Annotated in this window: 13 protein-coding genes; 6 read left to right on the forward strand and 7 right to left on the reverse strand. The window is 51.6% G+C overall.

The features are described from left to right. Nucleotides 1–69 precede the first annotated feature (69 nt). Nucleotides 70–867: a helix-turn-helix transcriptional regulator gene (locus Q8K39_RS02790; protein WP_186952173.1), complete on the forward strand. Its 798-nt coding sequence runs from the start codon at nt 70–72 to the stop codon at nt 865–867. Here the strand turns inward: Q8K39_RS02790 and Q8K39_RS02795 are convergent. From Q8K39_RS02795 to Q8K39_RS02815, 5 genes are all read right to left on the reverse strand, one after another. Continuing rightward, entirely contained in the window at nt 840–3,095 is a 2,256-nt protein-coding gene (locus Q8K39_RS02795) for a patatin-like phospholipase family protein (RefSeq protein ID WP_305258191.1), read from the reverse strand. The two genes, Q8K39_RS02790 and Q8K39_RS02795, sit on opposite strands and share 28 nt — an antisense overlap. Nucleotides 3,096–3,251: 156 nt before the next feature. Then, nucleotides 3,252–3,797: a ribosomal protein S5-alanine N-acetyltransferase gene (rimJ, locus tag Q8K39_RS02800; RefSeq protein ID WP_305258192.1), complete on the reverse strand. Its 546-nt coding sequence runs from the start codon at nt 3,795–3,797 to the stop codon at nt 3,252–3,254. A gap of 18 nt (nt 3,798–3,815) precedes the next feature. Continuing rightward, nucleotides 3,816–4,760: a hydrogen peroxide-inducible genes activator gene (locus Q8K39_RS02805; RefSeq protein WP_305258193.1), complete on the reverse strand. Its 945-nt coding sequence runs from the start codon at nt 4,758–4,760 to the stop codon at nt 3,816–3,818. Between the two features lie 287 nt (nt 4,761–5,047). Then, nucleotides 5,048–5,959: an SDR family NAD(P)-dependent oxidoreductase gene (locus Q8K39_RS02810; RefSeq protein WP_305258194.1), complete on the reverse strand. Its 912-nt coding sequence runs from the start codon at nt 5,957–5,959 to the stop codon at nt 5,048–5,050. A gap of 633 nt (nt 5,960–6,592) precedes the next feature. Further along, on the reverse strand, nt 6,593–7,411 hold the full coding sequence (locus Q8K39_RS02815) for an SDR family NAD(P)-dependent oxidoreductase (protein WP_305258195.1): 819 nt from the start codon (nt 7,409–7,411) through the stop codon (nt 6,593–6,595). 134 nt (nt 7,412–7,545) lie between these two features. On the opposite strand from Q8K39_RS02815, the gene Q8K39_RS02820 reads away from it, so the two are divergent. After that, complete coding sequence (locus Q8K39_RS02820; RefSeq protein WP_305258196.1) at nt 7,546–8,424, forward strand: LysR family transcriptional regulator; 879 nt, start codon at nt 7,546–7,548, stop codon at nt 8,422–8,424. Between the two features lie 24 nt (nt 8,425–8,448). On the opposite strand, the gene Q8K39_RS02825 is transcribed toward Q8K39_RS02820, so the two are convergent. Continuing rightward, a complete protein-coding gene (locus Q8K39_RS02825) occupies nt 8,449–8,937 on the reverse strand; it encodes a GNAT family N-acetyltransferase (RefSeq protein WP_305258197.1) in 489 nt (162 codons plus the stop codon). 6 nt (nt 8,938–8,943) lie between these two features. Continuing rightward, nucleotides 8,944–11,100, reverse strand: coding sequence for an ATP-dependent DNA helicase RecG (recG, locus tag Q8K39_RS02830; RefSeq protein ID WP_305258198.1), 2,157 nt, complete (start codon nt 11,098–11,100; stop codon nt 8,944–8,946). A gap of 196 nt (nt 11,101–11,296) precedes the next feature. On the opposite strand from recG, the gene queA reads away from it, so the two are divergent. The 4 genes from queA to Q8K39_RS02850 all read left to right on the forward strand — a co-directional run bounded on the left by queA (nt 11,297) and on the right by Q8K39_RS02850 (nt 16,810). Then, a complete protein-coding gene (gene queA, locus Q8K39_RS02835; RefSeq protein ID WP_305258199.1) occupies nt 11,297–12,346 on the forward strand; it encodes a tRNA preQ1(34) S-adenosylmethionine ribosyltransferase-isomerase QueA in 1,050 nt (349 codons plus the stop codon). After that, nucleotides 12,339–13,472 carry a tRNA guanosine(34) transglycosylase Tgt gene (tgt, locus tag Q8K39_RS02840; protein WP_186952183.1) on the forward strand — a complete coding sequence of 378 codons (1,134 nt, stop codon included), beginning with the start codon at nt 12,339–12,341 and terminating at the stop codon, nt 13,470–13,472. Before queA ends, tgt begins: the two co-directional genes overlap by 8 nt. Nucleotides 13,473–13,602: 130 nt before the next feature. Continuing rightward, complete coding sequence (locus Q8K39_RS02845) at nt 13,603–15,126, forward strand: FAD-dependent oxidoreductase (RefSeq protein ID WP_305258200.1); 1,524 nt, start codon at nt 13,603–13,605, stop codon at nt 15,124–15,126. A 235-nt stretch (nt 15,127–15,361) separates the two neighbouring features. Then, entirely contained in the window at nt 15,362–16,810 is a 1,449-nt protein-coding gene (locus Q8K39_RS02850; RefSeq protein ID WP_305258201.1) for a YdgA family protein, read from the forward strand. Nucleotides 16,811–17,051: the final 241 nt, after the last annotated feature.

Below are 17,051 nucleotides of genomic sequence, written 5' to 3' on the forward strand. Positions count from 1 at the left end.
TTATTCAGTATCTTTGGTGTTGAATTGCGATACCATTTGCAAAATTTCACATTTAGTCAGGATGTCCTCATGAGCTCACCCGAATTAGTCTTGAAAGTCTTGCGTTCTGAATTACGTGCAGCAGGCGTAACGTACAAAATGCTGGCAGAGCGGATAGGTATGAGTGAATCCAGCATGAAGCGCATGTTTGGGCAAAAGGATATGAGCCTGTCGCGCCTGGCGGAAATCTGCAAGGCGTCTGGCATCGCCATGGAAGATGTATTGCGCCAGGCCGCCGATGTCACGCCCCATGCCGATACCCTGAGCCTGGCGCAAGAACAATCGCTGATGGCAGACCCCAAGTTATTACTGGTAGCGATTTGTTGCCTGGGGCACTGGACCCTGGAGCAGATCATAGAAACCTATCACTTGTCGGAAGCAGAATGCGTCTTGCATCTGATCGCCCTGGATAAACTGGATGTCATAGAATTGCGCCCTTTGAACCGCTATCGCCTGAAGGTCTCGCCAGCTTTTCATTGGCGTGCTGATGGTCCGGTACAGCAGTATTTCCGTGATGTGGTGGTAGGGGATTATTTTGCTGGCAGTTTTGATGGACAGGGCGAAACCCTGCTTTTTGTCCCAGCCAGAGTGTCATCGCATAGCGCCATGGAAATGGTGCAAAAGATCCAGCAGCTGGCAGCTGAACTGGCTCGTTTGCATCAGGATGACCGTCGTTTAAGGCCAGAAGAGCGTGATGGTTTTACCCTGCTGGTTGGTTTCAGATCCTGGGAGTTTTCTGCCTTTACCGCGCTGCGTCGCCCTGAGGCTGCAGCGCCAGTCAAAGGTTTGACTCACCAGATTCACCAGATGGGACCGAGGAAAAGATAGAGCGAAGAGCCATTGCCACGCGTTGCACCGGCACCAAAGAACAGCGGGCCAAAACGGGTATCGACAGATATGTGGGCGCTGCCGGCCTGTTTTAAATTTCCAAGCTTCAGTGACTGTCCGCGACCATAGTTGTTTCCTAACTCTGCAGAAAAACCTATTCTGATCGCTCCTCCAACTGCCGTGGGCAAGGATCCGATCTTGCGTGCGAGAACGACACGCGCAAAAGCCGAGGTACTCCCTTCAAGCGAATTATTTGCTGTGCCTGAAAGACGCAAGAAACCACCCAGTGGTGAGGGAGCGTTGCCCTGCATGGACTTACCCCATTCTCCGTACAGGTGGCCAGCCCAATCCCCAGACTGAAAGGCAGCCATTGCCAAGACTTCTGATTGTGCTTGTGATGGTCCAACTGATCCTTTTGCTGGCGAATGCTCGAAATAAGAATCCAACAAAACACCTCGGGTTGGATTGGCAAGTGAATCCAGAGTGTCCAGACGGAAGCGCAAGAATTGCGTGGTGCCATAGGCGCGCAAGCTGTCTTGAACCGTTATTGCGGGCAAGAGAATATCGACTTTGCCAAAACTACGTCTGACCCCTGCTTCTATATTGCCCCAGTTGTCAAGCTGGCGTCCAAACGCCAAACTGGCTTGAGTGCCACGCACACCGATACGCAGACTCTTGCGACCTTCGTCATACAAATCCACGGAGCGGCCATTGTATTCGAGAGACGGGGCGATATACCAGGGGGAACCAGTTGCCAGTGGTTGCCAAAATTGTGTGCCGAACTGACGTATGCTACCTATCCGTGCATGGCTCCGCAGTTCAGCACCGTAAGTATTGAGTGAAGATGCTATATGCAAGACGCTCAGGCCAAAGCGATTTTCGTCAGCAAAATCACTGGTCAGTTCCAGTCCAACACGCAGTCTGTTACGGCTGGAATTTGACTCTGATGGTTTAATCAATACGTTGCGCTTGCCATCTTCGTCAGAGATGATCGTTTCTATATTGTCTATGTCACCACGGCCATACAGCTTGGCGGATGCTTGCCTGATCTGCTCCTGGGATAGAGCCTGGCCGGGCTTCAAGCCAGTCTGCGCTATCAATGCCTGGGGATTGATATAGCGAGGACCTTCGACTTCGATTTTTGCCAGCGGCAGTTTATCAGTGGCTTTTTTTGTCGTTTGGCTAATATTGGAACGCTGCTCCTCAAAAATGGCGTATTGCTCGTCTGGTACGCGCAAGGCAGTCAGTTGCGCTGCCATTTTGTTGGCGGCGATTTCGCCTGCTTTTATGGATCGCTGAAATTGCCCAAAATCGAGAAAGCTGATGCCGGATAATTCTGGTGCTATCAACACGTCCGTCTTGCGCAAGTCCTTGATCGAGCGCTGCACATTTTGCTCAGTCAGGATTTGCAGCATTTGTTTGGTGACATCAATGGCACTATTGAGTTCGTTCTCCTTCGCCAGGGGCGTGCCGACATTGACGGCAATGATTATATCCGCACCCATGGCACGTGCCAGCTCTACCGGCAGGTTACTGACCAGTCCGCCATCAACAACCAGTTTTTGCTTGATACGCACAGGGGCAAAAACACCCGGCAAGGCGAGTGAGGCACGCATGCTCATCAGCAGAGGGGTGTCATTCAATTCCACCATCTCACCAGTCAGCAAATCAGAAGCGACAGACAGGAAGGGCAGTGCCAATTGATTGACTGGCTGGTCGCGCATGCCTTCAGGCATCAGGCGCGTCAGGGCGTTTTCCAGCGCGGCATTGCCTGCGGCTGCTGGCGGTAAAAATACGCCAGACTTGGTGACCGCAAATTCTATGCGTGAAGGCAGCATCAAGTCTTCTTCTTTACGGCGGAAATCCAGGTCATAGCGGGCCGGGCGGTCAGCCAGTACGCTTTCCCAATCGGTTTCACGGACGATTTGCTCCAGCTCATCCGCAGAGCGACCGGCAGCGTAAGCACCACCAACGACAGCGCCTATACTGGTGCCGACCACCATATCCACCGGTATGCGCATTTTGCGCAAGGCACGCAAGACACCTATATGGGCGAAACCACGCGCCCCTCCTCCAGATAAAACCAGGGCAACTTTAGGGCGGCTGGTCTCACCATGGGCCGCAGGGCTGGAATTTTGTGTGTCGCCAGTGGTTTGTGCAAGGCTGTCAAAGGTTAAAAAGCTGGCTGCTGCGCAGGCGAGTACTGCCAGGATCCGGGACAATGACATGAACTGAAGCTTTCTGTAGAAATGTGGTGAACTGGGTTTTTTGTGATAGACCCTAATTTCACCAGCGAGTTTCGCAAAAGACCGCAATATATACTTTTCGCTCTACTCAAAGATGAGCAGTTTGCTAGGGTGTGACTGTGAGGTTAATTGTCTCGCTCAGTTATTTTGATTGACCAGGGCAGTCAAAATATGGTCTCGCCAGATGCCATTAATCTTGAGGTAAGACTTGGCATAGCCTTCCTTCTCAAAACCCAGACGCTCCAGCAAGGCGGCGCTGCGCAGGTTTTCAGGCACGTAATTGGCCATGACGCGATGCAGGCCCTGTTGCTGGAACATGTGGGCAATGCCAGCCCTCACTGCTTCCTGCATATAGCCCTGGCCTTGCTGTTTTTCTGCAATTGCATAACCCAGGTGACAGGCATGAAATACACCCCGGACGATATTGCTGAAATTGCAAATGCCTATCATCTTTTCATCCATGCAAACTGCAAAATGCAAGGCCAGACCAGCTTCTATGAGGCGTGAGCTGGAAAGCAGCCGTTCTTCGCATTTTTCCAGGGAGAAAAAATCTTCGTCACGTACCGGTTCCCATGGGGCAAGGTGGCTACGGTTGAGCAGCAAATATTGCTGCATCATGGGGGCATGTTCGGGCATCAGTACCCGCAATTGCAGGCGTGCGGTTGCTATCACAACTTTGCTCATGGTACGGGGGGATAAAAATTATTGAGTGCTGGGCGCTTCGTCCAGCATGGTGACGCCAGGCAGATCGCAATCCAGCACAGCCTTGCGTATGGCTTCAATCGCCGCCTGACGGGTAAAACTCTTGCGCCATGCAATCACGACGCGACGGTCGGGTGCCGGTGCAGTAAAGGGCAGGTAGCGCAGCATGCCATCCTTGGCATCCATGTCGGGTACTGATGCCATAGGCAATACCGTAATGCCTATGCCAGAAGCCACCATATGGCGTATGGTTTCCAGTGAAGAACCTTCAAAGGTACGTGCAATGCCATCACCAGCAGTCGAGTAGCGTGACATTTCCGGGCACACTTCCAGCACCTGGTCGCGGAAGCAATGGCCATTACCCAGCAAGAGCATGGTTTCTGATTTCAATTCTTCGGCCGAGACTTCCTTGCGCTCTACCCATGCATGGTCACGCGGCATGGCAACCACAAAAGGCTCGTCATATAGCGGTTGTATCATCATGCCCTGGTCTGGCAGGGGCAGGGCCATGATGGCGGCATCCAGTTCACCCTGACGCAATAACTCCATTAGTTTGACGGTGAAATTCTCTTGCAGCACCAAAGGCATTTGCGGCACCTGCTGTATCATGGTTTTCACCAGGGTAGGCAGCAAGTAGGGGCCGATTGTATAAATAACGCCGAGCCGGAAAGGGCCAGCCAGCGGGTCTTTGTTTTGTTTGGCGATTTCCTTGATGGCAGCAGTTTGTTCCAGCACGCGTTCAGCCTGGGCAACAATCTGTGCACCCAGGGGGGTGGTCGAGACCTCGGTGCCACCACGTTCAAAAATGGTGACGCCCAGTTCATCTTCCAATTTTTTGATGGCGACAGACAGCGTAGGCTGGGCGACAAAACAGGCTTCTGCCGCATGGCCAAAATGTTTTTGCCGGGCTACGGCAACAATATATTTTAATTCTGTGAGTGTCATGCCGTTAGTTTGGCACAGACTGAGGGCAGCGTCAGCAAGAGCTTTGTACAGAGCGCAAATTTTTTCCTGAATTTAACAATTACAGGGGGGAGTATTTTCTGACAGTCATACTGTATATACGATATCTACCTGTTTTGGCACATACTCTGCTTGAAATTAAATTCTTTGTGAGTCGCAAACTGTTTGCATCATGATTGATCTGGCGCAGTGTCTTGAGCCTGATTTATGGTGCATGACAAAGGAGTAGCCGTGATGTGCTACTCCTTCTTGAATCAACATGTGCAGGATTAGCCTTTGGTCTGGCTCATCGCCTTGGTCAGTTCCAGATGCCCTTGCGCTGCGCCGCTTTCTGGCACAGTTTCACCATCTCGTTGACGAACTTCAGCCAGACGTGCTGCCAGTTGCTCAGGTGCATCATCGCCGCGACCTACCCAGACACCCTGTGTCAGGGTGATATTCGCGGCTTCAAAGCTGCCAGCGCCCGCACACAGGATGGCACGGCTAGGTGCCTGCTCAGACGCCAGTACCAGCATGGCTGGTACCACATCAGATGGTTGCAATGCAGCCAGGAATTCTGACGGGAACAGGCTTTCCGTCATGCGTGTTGCCGCTGTAGGTGCCAGGCTATTGACACGAATATCATACTTTGCCCCTTCCAGCGCCAGCGTTTGCATCAGTCCAACCAGAGCCATCTTGGCGGCACCATAATTGGACTGGCCAAAATTGCCATATAAACCTGAAGAAGAAGTAGTCATGACGATGCGGCCATATTTTTGTTCTGTCATGATGGCCCAGACTGCCTTGCAGCAATGTACTGCACCCATCAGATGCACATCCAGCACCAGTTTGAAGTCGACAATGTCCATCTTGGCAAAACTCTTGTCGCGCAAGATACCGGCATTGTTGACCAGGATATCAACCCGCCCCCATTGTGCCATGGTGTCTGCCACCATCGCTTGTACTGCGTCAAAATCGGTGACCGATGCACCATTGGCTATCGCCTCGCCACCAGCAGCACGGATTTCTTCGACCACGGCCAGCGCAGCGGCAGACGAACCGCCGGAACCATCCCGCGCCCCACCCAGATCATTTACCACCACTTTTGCACCACGCGCAGCCAGCGCCAGCGCATGTTCACGTCCCAAACCACCACCTGCACCGGTCACGATGGCGACACGGCCTTTGAAATCTATAGTCATTGCTGATCCTTATGTAGTGTGTGCACGAGCCGGTGAGTTTGGCATTTATGCGTTTGTAGTCAGAAAAAGTCTGCGGGGGATTTTACCTTGACATGAGGTGAGGGCGGTAGTTGTGATTTTGGCTATGGGGTAGGAAGGGAGGATTTGCTTATGTGGATTTGCACATCCCGGCAAATTGATACAGTTTTTCTCGGATGGCTTTTGCCGAAGCCATTGCTTTACATTTTACCCAACCCCTTAATACGTCATTCCACCGGGCTGGCGCTCCAGTCGCGTTCGTAGCATGCCGAACATCACCGATGCACATTTCCAATGCCTGCACTTGTTGAATTACGATTGCAGGCCGGTGGTAGACCGGCAGCTACACACCTTTTTGCTTCGCCAAAAAAGTGTGCCAAAAAGGCGACCCAGGCGTCGTCGCCCCCTAAAGGGGGCACCCGTTTGTGCAGTACAAAAAATTATGCTGGAGCGTAGCGTATGCACCCGCAGGGCGAGTCTGCGGTCGCCTTTCTTTGAATACTTTCTTTGGCGAAGCAAAGAAAGTATTTCGGCCGCCGGGCCGAGACCCGGCTTGTATCCACGAAGGATAGACGTTTTTATAAAAACTCAAATGTACAACAAAGGTTCTCGTCCTCAAACATGCTCCGCCACAAACCCATTAAACCAGGGACGCAAGCCGCCTATGGTAAAGCCACCATCCACCAGCAAACTTTGCCCGGTCACAAAACGCGCATCGTCTGACAATAGCCACAGCACTGCATCGGCAACGTCTTCGGGCTGGCCTATGCGCTGCAATGGGGTTTGCTTCTCGAACGGCAGTGCAGATGTTCTGGATGCAAGCACGCCACTTGCCATGGGGGTGGCGATGATGCCGGGGCTGACGTTGTTGATGCGGATTTGCAGGGGGCCGACTTCGACTGCTACCGTGCGCGTCAGGGCATCAAGGGCGGCTTTGCCTGCGGCATAGGCTGACAGGCCGGGCATGGCACCGTGAGCGGTCCAGGAGGAGGTGTTGACGATGGCTCCGCCGACACCGGCTGCCTGCATGGCGGCAATTTCGTGTTTCAGGCAGGCGAAGACGCCGCGCAGATTGGTCGCCATGACGGCATCGAAGTCAGCCAGGCTGGTTTCCTGAAAGGGCTGGAAGCCGCCGAGGATGCCAGCGTTATTCCAGGCCATGTGCAAGCCACCAAAAGTGGAGACGGTTTTTTGCACCAGTGCCTGGACTTGTTCTGCATCAGAGACATCGGCGGATATAGCCAGGGCAATACCTCCTGCTACCTTGATTTCGTCGGCAACCAGATTAATTTCTGCAGGACGGCGGCCAGCGATGACGACATTGGCTCCTTCACGGCCAAAGCGCAGGGCGGCGGCTTTGCCCATGCCGGTTCCTCCGCCTGTGATCAGAACGGTGCGGTTGGCAAAACGGGAGGCAAGTGTGGTGATAGACATGGTATAGCTCCAAAAATTGTGTGGGAATTGCTTTTGTTTGCCAGCGAAGGCTGCAAACAAGGCTCTATTCTTATTTGAAACTAAAATGAGATAAATAAGTCTATGATTGATACATCTATAATCAGGAGTGTTGAATGGATTTGCTCGACAGCATGAAGGTCTATGTTCTTGCCGTGGAAAAAGGCAGCCTGAGCAGGGCGGCCATGGCTTGTGGGATTTCGGCTACCATGGCGGGCAATCATTTGCGTATGCTGGAAAAACGTCTGGGCATGCAATTGCTGCAAAGGACTACCCGGCGTCAGCACCTGACTGCTTTTGGTGAGGATTACTATGCGCGTTGCAAGGAGATCCTCAGGCTGGTCGCTGAAACCGATAAGCAGGCACAAAACCTGCAACTGGCCCCGGCAGGCAAGCTGCGCATTACTGCGCCAGTCAGTTTTGGTACTGAGGCGCTGATGCCTGCATTGTCAGAATATCTGGCGCGCTATCCTGAAGTCAGCGTCGATGTGAGTTTGTCTGATCGCGTTATGGATATGCTCGAAGAGGGTTTTGAAGTGGCGATACGCATAGGTGATTTACCCGATTCAGCACTCATCGCCAAATCATTGCGCCCATATCGCTTGATGATCTGCGCCTCACCTGACTACCTGGCGCGCAAGGGCATGCCAGAAAAGCCAGAAGATCTGATGCAGCATGAGTGTCTGTCTTTTAGTCCGGCAGCCATTACCAACTGGCGCATGCAGGATCAGGATGAGATTTATCGCATCCCCGTTACCGGCAGGTTGCAAGTCAATCATGGCCAGGCTTTACGGGTTGCTGCCTTGCATGGCCTGGGCATCGTCTTGCAGCCAGCAATACTGTTGCAGGCAGATGTGAAGGCCGGGTTTTTGGTGCAATTATTTCCCGGCTATGAACTGCCCAGTCGTGCGCTGAGCGTGGTTTATCTGCAGGACAGATACCGCACGCCCAAGCTGCGCAGTTTTGTGGATTTCATGGTGGAGAAGTTTGGCTGATCTCCATCAGGCAATGTGATGAAATCAGGCTTGGCCAATTTTCTTTTGCATGATGATCGCGCCACCAAATTCCGGGTTTAATTTGTACGGTGCGAAGCCCTCTGCACGATATAGATTTTGCGCACGGGTATTCCCCTCCAATACTTCCAGCGTCATCTTGCAATAACCCTGTTGTTCAGAAAGTGCAGTCAGGTGCTGCATCATTTTATTACCTATGCCCTGACCACGAAAATCAGGGTGCACAGCAAAGTCATGGATGTTCAATAAAGATTTGCAGGCAAAGGTGGAAAAACCTTCTATGCAAATCGCAAAACCGGCAGCCTGATCATCCACATAAGCGAGAATGGCGCGCACGGTATTGCGTTTTTTGAGTTCGCTAATGAAATTAGCTTGTGCATAATCAGACAGCGCTTCGCCACCACCCATGGGATCAAGCGCATACATATTAAGCATGCTGACCAGGTTTTTGGCATGCTGTGGATTATTGACATCAACATTAACGATATTCAGCATAGGTTTTTATACTCGTAAAAATTCTTCTTTATATCCCAGCCAGCGCTCCAGATGAGCGGCAACGGTGACAGGGTCATTTTTTAATAATTCATCGGCCAGATTGCGTGCCTTATCTACCAGCCATTGATCGGTTTCCAGGTTGGCAAAGCGTAACATGGCTTCGCCGGATTGACGCGCACCGAGAAATTCACCGGGCCCGCGCAATTCCAGGTCCTTGCGCGCAATTTCAAAACCATCATTACTCTCGCGCATGGTGGCCAGCCTTTGCTTGGCAGTGCCACCCAGTGGACCTTGATACAGCAACAGGCAGACGCTGGCTTCGGCACCACGGCCTACGCGGCCACGTAACTGGTGCAATTGCGAGAGGCCAAAACGCTCGGCATGTTCTATCACCATCAAACTGGCATTCGGTACATCGACGCCAACTTCTATCACGGTGGTAGCTACGAGCACCTGGCTGTCATTGCGGATGAAGGCTTCCATCGTGGCCTGCTTTTCTGCCGGTTTCAGGCGGCCATGTACCAGACCTACCTTCAGTTCTGGCAAGGCTTCGGCAAGCATGGTGTGCGTGTCAGTTGCCGTTTGCAGTTGCAGGGTTTCTGATTCTTCTATCAGTGGGCATACCCAATAAACTTGTTTGCCTTCCTGCCCTGCAGCCTGCACGCGGGCAATGACTTCATCACGGCGGTTCTGGTCGATAACGCGGGTGACGATAGGTGTGCGGCCTGGTGGCAATTCATCAATGATGGACACTTCAAGATCAGCGTAGTACGTCATCGCCAGTGTGCGGGGGATAGGCGTGGCCGACATCATCAGTTGATGTGGTACCTTGCCTGCCTCAGTCTTGTTGGCCAAATTCAGACGCTGGCTGACGCCAAAGCGGTGTTGTTCATCGACAATAACCAGGCCCAGTTTCTTGAATTGCACACTGTCTTGTATCAGAGCGTGGGTGCCTATCACCAGTTGTGCTTCGCCGGAAGTGATCAATGCATTTGCCGCGTCTTTTTCTTTTTTCTTCAGACTGCCGGTCAGCCAGGCGGTTTTAACACCAAGGGGTTCCAGCCAGGCAGCGATTTTCCTGAAATGCTGTTCGGCCAGAATTTCTGTCGGCGCCATCAGCGCTGCCTGAAAACCATTGTCTATGGCTTGCGCTGCTGCCAGTGCCGCAACGATGGTTTTACCGCTGCCTACGTCGCCCTGCAACAGACGCTGCATGGGGAAGGCTTCACGCAAGTCATCGCGTATCTCGGCCAATACTTTTTCTTGTGCCCTGGTCAGGGAAAACGGCAGGTTCAGCAGGAAAGCATTACTGAGTTCGCCCACTAATGGCAGGGCATTTGCGCCTTTGCTGCGGCGGGTAATTTGTGCGCGCTTCAGTGATAATTGTTGTGCCAGCAATTCATCAAATTTCATGCGTTCCCATGCCGGGTGTTCGCGTTCTATCAGGCTATGTTGATCGACATCTGGCGGTGGATTATGCAGGGTGCGTATGCTGCTTTCAAAATCCTGCAAATGCAGGTCGGCCAGCCGGGCAGGCGACAAGGTATCGCGCCAGTTGACGCGTGTCATGGCATTGGCAATGGCCTTGCGCAATAAAGCTTGTGGCACACCTTCTCCAGATGGATAAACTGGTGTCAGTGCAGTCGGTAATGGCGCGCCTTCATTGACGATCTTGTAGTGCGGATGCACCATCTCTGCACCAAAAAAACCATGGCGTAATTCACCACGCGCCCGCACTCTTACACCTACGGCCATTTGCTTGGTCTGGCTGCCATAAAAATTCAGAAAGCGCAGCACGACTTGCCCGCTATCATCCGCAATGGTGACCACCAACTGGCGGCGCGGGCGGTACTGGATATCGCATTCTGTGACTACACCTTCAACCTGCACACTGCTGCCACCACGGAAAGAGGCATCGCGCATGCTGACGATTTCAGTTTCATCTTCATAGCGCATGGGCAGGTGCAAGACAAAATCCATGTCCTTGCGCAGGCCCAGTTTGGCAAGTTTTTCACTGGCCTTGGCTGCGGTGTTAGGAGGAATTTTGGTTTTTTTTACGGTTTTTTTGGGACTGGACTCAGGCAAGGCAGTGATGCCAGCTATAGCTGGATCAGCTTGTGTATTTTTTAACTCTGCACTTGCACTTTGGTCTTCAGCGGCCATGGGGTGTAAAATGGTGGGTTTTGCTGTTAGCTTACTTTTTTCAGGAAATTCACAAAACCTTGGGTTTCAGGCTGTTTGTCTGTGATCTTACCCGGGTTTGCTACGATAGTGTGCATTCTACTGGTATTTTATACAGTGTAAAGTAGCTTTATGTCTGTTTTTCCTGTTTTACCTTCGTTTTTTGTAGAATTTTTGCATGTCTTACTCCCTAAGTGATTTTGATTTTGAACTGCCTGAAGCACTGATCGCGCAAACTCCTTTGCCCGATCGTACCGCTTCGCGCCTCTTGCATGTAGATGGTGATCAATTGACAGACCGGCATTTTGCTGATGTCATTGATCAACTGTGCGCCGGTGATTTGCTGGTATTTAATGATACCCGCGTACTCAAGGCGCGCTTTTTTGGCGTCAAGGAAAGTGGCGGCAAGATACAGATGCTGGTGGAGCGTGTGCTGTCGAATAATGACAAGGAACGCAGCGTACTGGCACAGATGCGCGCTTCCAAGTCGCCACTGCCAGGCAGTAAAATCCGTTTGGCTGACAGTTTCGACGTGGTCGTCGGTGAGCGTGTCGGTGAATTTTTTACCCTGTATTTCCCGTCTGATATCTTCACGCTGCTGGAAACTTATGGCCGTTTGCCTTTGCCGCCCTATATAGAACATGATGCAGATGACTTTGACGAGCAGCGTTACCAGACCGTGTATAACCGCGTGCCGGGTGCGGTAGCTGCACCAACGGCTGGCCTGCATTTTGACGAGGCGCTTTTGCAGCGTTGCCAGGACAAGGGTATCAAACTCGCCTATGTGACCCTGCATGTGGGCGCAGGCACTTTCCAGCCTGTGCGTACCGAAAACCTGGCAGATCACCAGATGCACAGCGAATGGTATACCGTGCCAGAGGAGACCGTGGCCGCCGTGCAGTCCATCAAAGCCGCTGGTGGTAAAGTGGTCGCTGTTGGCACTACCAGCATGCGCGCACTCGAGTCTGCCTCGCAAACTGGTGCCTTGCAGGCTGGTAGTGATGACACCCGCCTGTTCATCACGCCCGGCTATGTATTCAAAACCGTAGACAGGCTTATCACCAATTTCCACTTACCAAAATCTACTTTGATGATGCTGGTATCGGCATTTGCCGGGTATGATCGCGTCCGCGCCGCTTATGCACATGCAATTGCTCAACAATATCGTTTTTTCAGCTATGGCGATGCCATGTTGCTGACCAATTCCTCCGGGGAAGACCATGCTTGAATTTACACTGATTAAAAAAGATAAAACTACCGCTGCACGTCGTGGCCGTGTCAAAGTCAACCATGGTGAAATAGAAACGCCAATCTTCATGCCAGTTGGTACATATGGCTCGGTTAAGGCGATGTCGCCGCTGGAATTGAAAGAGATTGATGCACATATCATCCTCGGCAATACTTTCCACCTGTGGCTGCGGCCTGGCATGGATGTGATCAACAAGTTTGGTGGCCTGCATGATTTCATGGGCTGGGACAAACCTATCCTGACTGACTCTGGTGGCTTCCAGGTATTTTCGCTGGGTGCGATGCGCAAAATCACCGAAGAGGGCGTCAAGTTTTCTTCGCCTATCAATGGTGAGCGCCTGTTCTTATCGCCAGAGATTTCCATGCAGATTCAGCGCTCCCTGAATTCTGACATCGTCATGCAATTTGATGAATGCACGCCTTATGAGATCGATGGCAGACCAGCGACGACTGAGGAAGCTGGTAAATCCATGCGCATGTCTTTGCGCTGGGCCAAGCGTTCCATCGATGAATTCAACCAGGGCGAAAACCCGAATGCCTTGTTCGGCATCGTCCAGGGTGGCATGTTTGAACACCTGCGCGATGAATCCCTGGCTGGCTTGAATGAACTGAATTTCCACGGCATCGCCATCGGCGGCCTGTCTGTAGGTGAGCCTAAAGAAGACATGATGCGCGTACTGGCGCATGTCGGCCCCAAGCTGCCAGAAAACAAGCCGCATTACCTGATGGGCGTTGGTACGCCAGAAGACCTGGTGGCTGGTGTTGCCAATGGCATAGACATGTTTGACTGCGTCATGCCTACCCGCAATGCGCGCAATGGCTGGATCTTCACCCGCTTTGGCGATATCAAGATCAAGAACGCGCGTTACAAGGAAGAAAAAGAGCCGCTGGATGCGACTTGCGAATGCTATGCCTGCAAGAACTTCTCACGCGCTTACCTGCATCATTTGCACCGCACCGGTGAAATCCTGGGCGCACGTTTGAATACCATTCACAATCTGCATTACTATCTGGATTTGATGAAAAACATCCGTAAAGCACTCGATGACGAGCGCTTCCCTGAGTTTGTCCAGCAATTTCATGCTGACCGGGCGCGTGGTGTTTGAGTCAGCGTTAGTGTCTTATTTAATACGGTAAATAATGACGGACTGATCAGTAATACGAATTATATTCAGGCCGCTTGCAGGCAAAATGACGCTCTCGTCCGAGTGGACAAATGAATACTAGAGGTCTGATATGAATTATCATCCCGTCATTATTGCCGGCGGCGGCATTTCTGGTCTGTATTGCGCCTGGCGTCTGGCGCTGGCCGGGCAAAAAGTCGTGGTGCTGGAAGCCTCATCCGACCGCTGGGGTGGCCGCATAGAAACTGAAGATCTGGATGGCTTCATTGCTGAATGGGGCCCCATGCGTTTCGAGCCTACCCTGCAACCGCGCTTTGATAAATTGTGCCGTGACCTCGGCGTCAAGCTGACCGAGTTCAGCGGCCCCGAAGGTGAAGAAGTCAACGCACCAACCTATGATTTGCCCGCAGAAGAAATGGGCCTCAATTCCCTGCAATTGCTCAAGCGCGGCATCATGCTGATCTTGGGGCAAGACCCACAAAACCAGGCCTGGATAGATGCCCAAACTGAGGCTGATTACCAGCGCATGCGCAAACATGCACAACTGAATGGCCAACCGCTGTGGAGCATGGGTTTCTGGAACGCCATGTCTGCCGAAGGTGCACTCAGCCATCTGGCACTGACCAAGCTGCGCGATACTGGCACTTTCTATCACATGATCCCGGAAAACCTGAATGCAATCGAATGGATCATCTGGTGGCTGCGCGCCCTGAAAACCGTAGGACAGCAACTGGCCAGTGTGGATGGTGGCACGGCAAAACTGACCGAGAGCCTGATGGCCAAGTTGCGCGGCCTCAGTAATGTCACTCTGGCGGGAGGTCATATGCTGACCAGCTTCAAGCAAATCGCGATGGGCCAGCCCAGGCTGGAGCTGGATGTGCATACCAAGAATGGCAATATACAGTTGCAGACCGACAGGTTGATCCTGGCTTTGCCAAGAATGCCGCTGGTGAAGCTGGCATCCTGCCTGCCTGAGCACGTCTCTTCACAGCTAGATGCGGTGAATGGTTTCCCGATGTTGAAACTGTTTTTCGTCACAGATTCACCGTGGTGGGATTATTCGCAGCGTCCGCAGCAATATGCGAGTTGCCTGCCTACCCGTGAAATCCATTATTTCCGCCGCCCGCAAGGACAGGACAAGGATGGTCACGGCATGGTCTTGCTGTACATGGACCGCCCATCGACAGAGTTCTGGAAGCACTATGTCATGGAAACCGACAAGCATGACCGCGCCGAGATCGACCAGAACGTCAAGATCGTCGATGCGTTCTCTTTGTTCGTCGCGCGCGATGTCAAACGCCTCGTCGATATCAAACGTTCCGGCTTGAAACTGACAGACCAGGCCCAGCATATGTTTGAAGAAAAATCGCTGGAAGACACACGCGACTTTATCAAGGATTCCATCGTCACCTATGGCATACGCGACTGGGCCAGGGCACCTTATGGAGCGGCCAATCACGGCTGGCAACCAGGGGTGCGTTCATGGAAGGTCATGGATGTTTTCAAGGCATTTGACTTTGGCAGCGGTGCCAAGAACATCCATATCGTTGGTGAGGCTTATTCCGATTACCAGGGCTTTGTTGAGGGAGCATTAAATACTTCGGAACTTGCTTTGGCAACCATACGGAGCAGTTAAAACAGACTGAAGAAAATACCTGAAAAGTGCGGGGATGGCGAGCTGGAGCTTGCCATCCCTATTTTGATGGTAAGGCCAGGCCAAATGCCGGATTTTTCACATACTTAAGTCTGCTTTGTAGAATGCAAGAATGACAATCCAAAAGAAGCTTGCTACACTCCTCGCTGGCCACATTGGCTAAAGCCAAAAAATGGCATATCGGCAGTTTAAACGGAGAAAGTTTGTGAACAAAAGTATGAAATTGATCGCGGTGGTAGTGGTTTTGGCGGCGTCATATCCGGCAGCATCCTGGTACACCGGAAAACAGGTGGAAGCCAAACTGACAGAATCCAATGATCAGTCCAAGTTTTCTCCCTATGTCAAAGTGATCAAGCAAGATTATCAGCGTGGCGTGTTTTCATCGGTGCAAGAGACAACGCTGGAATTGACACTGGCTAATCTCCCAGGCCTAAAAAAGCCTGATTTTCCTGGGCCAGATGCCGCAGATCAGTCAGATGACGATGTTGCAGAAGAGCCAGTAGATGCATCGGGAAGTGCAGCTGAAACTGTGCCTGCCCCAACAGAAAAAGCAGCCAAGCCTGTACAGCTGCGCTTTATCAATCGTATTCAGCACGGCCCCTTGCCTGGTTTTAGCGGATTTGGTGCAGCTTCCATCAAGACAGAGCTGGTTTTGGATGAAGAAACCAAGGCGCAACTTGCGAAGGTATTTGGTACAGCCAATCCGCTGGAGATTTCTGCCAAGTTGAACTACGGCGGTGGCGGTCGCGTCAATATTTCCAGCCCGGCATTTAATACTGTGCTTGAAAAGGATAAAGAAAAAGTCGTCTGGCAGGGTTTGACGATGGAAGTCGGCTTTGTTAAAGATTACAAAGATATCAATGTCAATTTCAACGCGCCCGGATTATCAGTAGATGGTGCAGATGGCCTGTCATTCAAACTGGGTGCAATTAGCTTGAAAGGCGATGTCAGCAGGGCTTATCCTGCCAACAGCCTTTATCTGGGCAAGACAGAAGCTTCGATCGCCAGCATCAATGTCACCGATCCTGAGGGGCCGCAAAAAAGCTTTACGCTGGAACAGTTCAAGCTGAGTACTGATGCCAGTATGAAAGATGAGTTGGTCGATTTGGCAGCAAAAATTGGTGTCAGCAAATTTGTTCTGGACCAGAAGGCTTTCAGTGACTTCCATTATGACTATGGTGTCAAGCGCCTGCACGGCCCATCGCTGGCGAAAATTTCTACTGCCTATACAAACGCGATGAGTGATCCAGAAAAGTTGGGGACGTTGAAAGTAGTATGGGATGAAGTCGCTCCGCTGATTTTGCAAAAAGACCCAGAGTTGGTGCTGGAACGTCTGAGTGTGATGACAGCCGATGGAGAGGCCAAGCTGGTCGGTTCTGCCAAACTTGCTGGTGCTACAGCAACTGATATCGCCAATCCCATAATGATGATTTCAAAAATACAAAGTAATCTGGATATCACTTTAACCGAGACATTGGTTGCTCAAATGGCTGGAACCTCGCAAAAAGACCCTGAAATGCAAAAGGCGGCGCTGGCTTCACTGAATCAGCAAATCTCGGCTTTTGAAGGACAAGGTTTTATCACGCGTAATGGCAAGATGTTGAATTCCAAAATTGAATGGAAGCAAGGCAGTCTGTCAGTAAACGGTAAACCCTTTAGCCGTTAAAAATTACTTGTTTGTGTAATAAATTGGCAGTGTAAAAAAAACAGGCAATTCTCCAGGCTAACTGGCGATTGCCTGTTTTAATTTCTGTGTACTGCTTTCTTTACAGATATCCTGACAATTTCGAGCAATTTGCATGGGCGATGCTAAAATAGGGAGCTTTGCTGATTGAAAAATCAGAAAATGGTGTTATATACCGAGAATTGCAACTATTTGTATCCGGCTTCAAACATGGAGGCTGGTG

Origin of the sequence: Undibacterium sp. (assembly GCF_030683615.1) — a bacterium.
GTDB lineage: Bacteria > Pseudomonadota > Gammaproteobacteria > Burkholderiales > Burkholderiaceae_D > Undibacterium > Undibacterium umbellatum.

What these genes read in the sequence shown, in the direction of transcription:
- Q8K39_RS02790 (WP_186952173.1), top strand. Translation starts at nt 70, where the DNA reads ATGAGCTCACCCGAATTAGTCTTGAAAGTCTTGCGTTCTGAATTACGT.
- Q8K39_RS02795 (WP_305258191.1), bottom strand. Translation starts at nt 3,095, where the DNA reads ATGTCATTGTCCCGGATCCTGGCAGTACTCGCCTGCGCAGCAGCCAGC.
- rimJ (WP_305258192.1), bottom strand. Translation starts at nt 3,797, where the DNA reads ATGAGCAAAGTTGTGATAGCAACCGCACGCCTGCAATTGCGGGTACTG.
- Q8K39_RS02805 (WP_305258193.1), bottom strand. Translation starts at nt 4,760, where the DNA reads ATGACACTCACAGAATTAAAATATATTGTTGCCGTAGCCCGGCAAAAA.
- Q8K39_RS02810 (WP_305258194.1), bottom strand. Translation starts at nt 5,959, where the DNA reads ATGACTATAGATTTCAAAGGCCGTGTCGCCATCGTGACCGGTGCAGGT.
- Q8K39_RS02815 (WP_305258195.1), bottom strand. Translation starts at nt 7,411, where the DNA reads ATGTCTATCACCACACTTGCCTCCCGTTTTGCCAACCGCACCGTTCTG.
- Q8K39_RS02820 (WP_305258196.1), top strand. Translation starts at nt 7,546, where the DNA reads ATGGATTTGCTCGACAGCATGAAGGTCTATGTTCTTGCCGTGGAAAAA.
- Q8K39_RS02825 (WP_305258197.1), bottom strand. Translation starts at nt 8,937, where the DNA reads ATGCTGAATATCGTTAATGTTGATGTCAATAATCCACAGCATGCCAAA.
- recG (WP_305258198.1), bottom strand. Translation starts at nt 11,100, where the DNA reads ATGGCCGCTGAAGACCAAAGTGCAAGTGCAGAGTTAAAAAATACACAA.
- queA (WP_305258199.1), top strand. Translation starts at nt 11,297, where the DNA reads ATGTCTTACTCCCTAAGTGATTTTGATTTTGAACTGCCTGAAGCACTG.
- tgt (WP_186952183.1), top strand. Translation starts at nt 12,339, where the DNA reads ATGCTTGAATTTACACTGATTAAAAAAGATAAAACTACCGCTGCACGT.
- Q8K39_RS02845 (WP_305258200.1), top strand. Translation starts at nt 13,603, where the DNA reads ATGAATTATCATCCCGTCATTATTGCCGGCGGCGGCATTTCTGGTCTG.
- Q8K39_RS02850 (WP_305258201.1), top strand. Translation starts at nt 15,362, where the DNA reads ATGAAATTGATCGCGGTGGTAGTGGTTTTGGCGGCGTCATATCCGGCA.